The sequence below is a fragment of the Aeromonas sp. L_1B5_3 genome (assembly GCF_963866575.1).
Taxonomy (GTDB): Bacteria; Pseudomonadota; Gammaproteobacteria; order Enterobacterales; family Aeromonadaceae; genus Aeromonas; species Aeromonas jandaei.
Genome location: NZ_CAWMDN010000013.1, coordinates 1 through 5,050 on the forward strand (window position 1 = coordinate 1; position 5,050 = coordinate 5,050).

The 5,050-nt window shown below is 64.5% G+C and carries 5 protein-coding genes and 1 pseudogene; all 6 read right to left on the reverse strand.

The features are described from left to right. Positions 1-282: 282 nt before the first annotated feature. A complete protein-coding gene (repC, locus tag AACR93_RS01840; protein ID WP_012954629.1) occupies positions 283-1,164 on the reverse strand; it encodes a replication protein C, IncQ-type in 882 nt (293 codons plus the stop codon). Next, positions 1,151-2,014 (reverse strand): helicase RepA family protein, encoded by an 864-nt coding sequence (locus AACR93_RS01845; protein WP_012537710.1) that lies wholly within the window; start codon positions 2,012-2,014, stop codon positions 1,151-1,153. The genes repC and AACR93_RS01845 overlap by 14 nt, the downstream gene beginning before the upstream one ends. 70 nt (positions 2,015-2,084) lie before the next feature. Then, positions 2,085-3,035, reverse strand: a complete 951-nt coding sequence (locus tag AACR93_RS01850; RefSeq protein WP_043849884.1) for a hypothetical protein — start codon at positions 3,033-3,035, stop codon at positions 2,085-2,087. Positions 3,036-3,070: 35 nt separating this feature from the next. Beyond that, a complete protein-coding gene (locus tag AACR93_RS01855) occupies positions 3,071-3,754 on the reverse strand; it encodes a hypothetical protein (protein WP_043849885.1) in 684 nt (227 codons plus the stop codon). A 379-nt stretch (positions 3,755-4,133) separates the two neighbouring features. Next, positions 4,134-4,526, reverse strand: a pseudogene (locus tag AACR93_RS23130) (relaxase/mobilization nuclease domain-containing protein); the annotation flags it as partial. Beyond that, entirely contained in the window at positions 4,510-4,941 is a 432-nt protein-coding gene (locus AACR93_RS01865) for a plasmid mobilization protein (RefSeq protein WP_012537712.1), read from the reverse strand. The pseudogene AACR93_RS23130 and the gene AACR93_RS01865, both read right to left, overlap by 17 nt. Positions 4,942-5,050: the final 109 nt, after the last annotated feature.

Genomic DNA, 5,050 nt, shown 5'->3' on the forward strand with positions numbered 1-5,050 from the left:
GAACTGGCAAAACAGTTTTGGGAAAAACGAGGATAACGCTTTTCAGTATCTCGACAGGGATAACTTACTTTACCATCGGTATCCCTTTTAGCCGCACAAATTTTAGCCATGGCTTTTCAGGAAGTCATGGCTATCAGAATGGCCTTAGAAAGCCTAGTCAAAGAGCTGTCACGAGAACACCGTTAGCTTAGCGTACGATTTTTTCCGAATTCTGCGGTTCCCCCATCCTCGCCAATCCAAGCCCGGACAATCAGCCCTTCGACTGTCGGCGGCGTTTCCCAATCATTTCTCATGGCTAATTTCCTGTGTTTTGGGTGCTGGGCCGAGCAGATGCGTTGCTTTCGGCCTGCCGATTTCAAACTTGTTTTTTGCGTATTCGCTGACTGCCCAGCCCAATGCGGCAAGCTCAGGAAGCGCCCTGCGAGCCGCTTGGCGTCGCGTCTTGAGCGTATTGGGGTTGGTTGCCTGCCCCGGCCAGACGTAGCCGCAAAGCGTGTCCAGTTCCACCCGCCCGGACTTGCCGGGGTCGATCCAGCCGCATAGGCGCTGGTGCATCAGCCGCGCCGGGTCGGTCTGTAGCGCCCGCACCTCGTCCATGTCGATGCGGACATGCTGCGCGCCACCCATGACGGCGCGAGCAATCAGGGGATTCAAGGCTACATACAGCTTTCCGTCCTGCTCGTCGCTGGCGTACTCGGACAGCAGGCGGAAGCCCTGCCGCTTCCTGCCGTTCTGGGCGATGATGGACACCTTCCAAAGCCGCTCGATGCACTCCCGAACCGGCTTAGTGTCGTCGGGGTTGGCGTAGCCAATTTCGCGGGCAAGTGCTCGATAGCTGCCCTTGACCACCATCGCATCCTGCTGGAAGGCTTCCCATTTCGGCTCAAGGAACAGCCGGAGTTGCTGCCCGGCCTCGGTCTGCGGCTCAGGTGACAGCACAAGGCCACCCGGCCCAGCCATTGCCACAAGTCCTTGCAGGATGCGCAAGTCATCAGCGCCCAGCGGCTCCGGGCCGCTGAACTCGATGCGCTTACCGTCGCCATAGTCATGCACCACGTCCAGCTTGCCGCGCTTGCGCTCGCCACGCTTGAGGCTGCGGAATAGGCCGGGGGCCAGACAATGCGCCGGGTCGTGCCGGGCGTGGGTCAGGTCATGCTTGCTCACGGCTGCCCCCCTTCTTGCCGTTCGGCACTTCCAGCAGTTCCACCGGAACCAGCACGCCGCCGTCTCGGCGCTCATACCACTGGTCAAGCGGGGTGGCGTCGTAGTTCTGTTTGCTCACGCCGAAGCGCACGAAGAAGCCGCGCCGGTCGTTGCCGATGGGCTGACGGTCATAGGCGCGGTCGCTCAGGCGCTTGGCCTCGTCCTCGGTCATCTTGGCGACGAAGCCGCACCAGCGGGCGTTGTCGATCAGTGCCGATGCGCCCCGCGCTGCCTGCTGCTGGTCGGTTTGCCCCTCGCGGGCGCTGCCCTTGCTGACGTGGTGCAGGTACAGGACAGACGCGCCAGTGCTGGCCGCGACGTGTTCCAGCGTGGCGACAAGCCGCGCCATGTCGCCGTTGCTGTTCTCGTCGAGGCTGTGAATCCGGCTCAGGGTGTCCAGCACGATCAGCCGCGCCCCGGCGCTGTACTCGATGACGCGGCGCAAGTGCTCCTCGTCCATGACGTTCAGGCGCTTGCCCATGATCGGCTCAAGGGTCAGGTTCTCGGCGATGGCTTCGCGGGCTGACTGGTTGAGGTGCTGGCCGATGGCGTGAACGCGCCGGATCAGGGCGGGTTCGGGATCTTCACCGGCCAGATAGACCACGCGCCCGGTGTGCTGCGGCTTGAGGTTCACCACGTCACCGCCTGCCACGCTGCAAGCGATGGACATAGCCGCTTCCAGCGCCCAGAAGCTCTTGCCGGTCGCGCCGGGGGCCACCAGTGCGCCCACGGTGCCAGCCAGAAAGCCGGGCCAGATGAAGTCCAGTTGTGGCGGTTCCTGCTGGAACGCCTCCATAATGTTGATAGCCATATCGGCCTCCTACTCAGGTTGATGATGGTTAGCCTGTCGGTCGGTTCATCACACCGACTGACAGGCGCTCTTATCTGCCGAAGCTGGGGCCATCATACCCCCGGCTCTTGCGTGAAAGCTCTCGATTTCGCGCTCTCTCAGCCTCGATCTCGGCCTGTCGCTTGCGCTCGATCTCTGCCACCTGCCGGGCGTTCATGTCGGCCAAGTCTTTGCCATGCTCGGGCTTCGGCGTCCATTGGCGCACCTCGCGCCCGGTGATTTCGGCCACCCGCTGCGCCTGTTTCTGGTGCCCGGCGTCGGCCTTGGCCTGCGCCTCGGGGTTCTTTTCGTTTTCCCCGGCCACGGTGACGCGCTCGGCCCGCTTCAGGATCGCTTGCACGTCGTCACGCTCCAAGAAGCTGCGCACGTTCGCGCCGCCTGACACGATGACGGTGGGCGGCTGCTGGCCGCTGCGCTTGGCGATGTCGTGCAGGGCTAGCGCATCCGGGCCACCTTCCACGATCCAGACCTTTGCCGGGTCGCCCGGCAGGATCGGCGGATAGATCTTGTCGCTGCCGCGTAAGTCGCGCTTCTGCACCGGATCAGCGGGGGCAATGGCGCGGCGTGTGGCGTTCTGCGCGGTGCCTGTACGGTCGTAGCCGACGAACAGCACGCCACCGTCTGCATAGCGCACCATGCCCGCCTTCTCGGCGTGCTCGATGGTGTCCGGGCTGATGCCCCGGCCCTTGAGGTAGTCGCGGCCATGCTCGCGGGCTGCCAGCCCTTGCGCCGGTAGCTGCGGCGGTTGGCGCTTCGGCTCGCTCGGGCGCGGTTGCTGCCGGACTGTCGGCGCACCTGAAAGCCGATAGACGGCCTCGGCGTAGCCGGTGCCAGGTTCGATCTCGCGCACAAGGTCGATATTGTCCCCGCCGTCGTTGCCGTAGCGGTCGCACCAGAGCCAGCGCCCGTCCTGCTGCCGGGTCACGCGGTACGCCTCATCACCGCCAGCCTTGACGGACAGGTGTCGCCCTTCGCGCTTCACGGTGTAGCCGCTCGCCTCAAGGTAGGCGGTCGGATCTAGTTCGCGGGCCGATTGACGATCTGTTCCAGCAACTCGCGCTCCTTGGGCGTGGCCTTGTTCCAAATCGCGTTGGCCCAATCCGCCGTCTGCTGCACGTCGCTTGGCGGCACTAGCCTGTTTAAAGCGACTTGCCCAGTCGCTACCAGCATCGCGCCCACGGCCCCGGCCAGAATCAGCCCCAGCGCCTGCCGCCAAAGGCGCGGGCGCGTCTCGTTCGCTGCCTCGGTCAGTTTGTTGGCGGCTTGCGTCATGTCCTTCTGTGCGCTCACCAGATTGCCCGGCAAGTCCGCCACCTGCTCCGCGGTCTGCTTCATGCTGCTGATGCTCGTTTCCAGCCCTGACAGGCTGTTGGACAGGTCGGAGATGGTCTTGTCCAGCTCCCCGGCCTTCTGCTCGAACGCCTTCGCCGCGCTCGCGCTCATCTGCTGCGTCAGCTCGTCCAGCGTCTTGCGCTGAATGGCCGTCACCTTGTCGTAGGCTTCCAGAACCTGCGTCACGTCCTGCTGGAGTCGGGCCAGCGGTTCCAAGGTCTGCGCCGTCTCGGTCGAGACTGCGACCGGTAGGCGCTTCAAGTCCTCGTGCATCAGGCTCAGGGACTGCTGCAACGTCCTGACGCTCTCCACGATCTGCAACTGTGGGCCTGAATCGTTCAAGGCCCGCACGGTCTCTAGCTTCGTCATAAGTCACCCCTGATTTCTGTAGTCCCGCCCATGTGTAGCCCTTGCCCAAGTCGCTGCCCTTGAACGGCACTCCGGCCACCTCGAAGGAAAAGCCGTTCATGCGCCCGGTGCTGGCGAGGTTTGCCCGGACGCCTACGCCTGCGGCATGTAGCCGGTCGGCCAGTTCTGGCGCGGTCGGCTTGTCCTTCACTGCCTCATCCAGCAGCCGTTGCAGACGCTGGCGCGGCGGTTCGTCGCCCGTTCTCACGGCCATGTTGATCTCCTTGTCGGTCAGCTTCCGGCGCTCGGCCCGCGCATCGCCCAGCCCCGGCGTCAGGGTCAGGCCGTGGGTATGCTCAAGCTCTTGGGTCGCCTCGATGGCGCTGCGGGCTTCCCACTGGCCCAGCCAAACTTTCCCGTCCAGCCCTACCCGGCTGGCCACGATGTGGATGTGATCCTTGTCCGTGTCCTGGTGGCGCACTGCCACCCACGGCGTATTGGTCTGGTCAAAGCCCATGCGCTGCATGAAGTCAGTCGTCACGGCTTCCCACTTCTCGGCGCTCAGGCGCTCACCGGGAGGCAGTGACAGCGAGCAATGCCAGACGGGCTTGCCGATGTCCGGGCGCAACTGGCGCACGGCTGAGAACTCCCGCGACAGTTCGCGGGGGTCATTCCCGGCCATGTTGCCGCCGACACGTTCCGCGTTTTTCGTGTGCGTGGCTTCCTTGCCAACGTCAAAAACGTAGTTCAGCGCACCGCGAAAACCGCCACCACGGCTAACCTTCGCTTTCATCTTCCACGTCCTCCGAGTCGTGCTTGACGCCTATCAAGTCGCCGCGCACCAGCACCAGCAATCGCAGGCAGTTGGCAAGCTCGGCGCTCAACTGCAAGCCCAGCGCCTTGCCGATGCGCTCCCCGTCGCCCCGCTGCCCTTCGTTCAGGTGCCGGGCGATCTGGTTCAGGTTGGCCGCTGTGCGGGCCAACTCTGCCCACTGTTCCCGGTTCGCTGCCGGGATGGTGGGCGGCAGGCGATGCAGAGCGGCGGCGCGTAGGTACTCGCCCCGCTGCATCTGCACCGCGTCACGCTGCGAATCCAGCCGCGCAAGCTCGGCATCGTTGAGGCGCACCGAAACGGTATGCCCGCGCTTGTCCGTGGCGTCGAGCGGCGCAGGCCCACGGCGGCGGCGCTTGGATTCGTCAGTGTTCATGGGCGAAGCCCTCCAGTAAGTGAAGCGAAGCGAAACGCGCAGCAACCCCCCGACCGAAGGGAGCGGGGGCGTAGGCCGAAGGCCGGAGGGTGAGAACCAAGCGAAGCGC

Excerpts from the sequence above, each read along its gene's own strand:
- AACR93_RS01845 (WP_012537710.1), bottom strand. The coding sequence starts at position 2,014 with ATGGCTATCAACATTATGGAGGCGTTCCAGCAGGAACCGCCACAACTG.
- AACR93_RS01855 (WP_043849885.1), bottom strand. The coding sequence starts at position 3,754 with ATGACGAAGCTAGAGACCGTGCGGGCCTTGAACGATTCAGGCCCACAG.
- AACR93_RS01865 (WP_012537712.1), bottom strand. The coding sequence starts at position 4,941 with ATGAACACTGACGAATCCAAGCGCCGCCGCCGTGGGCCTGCGCCGCTC.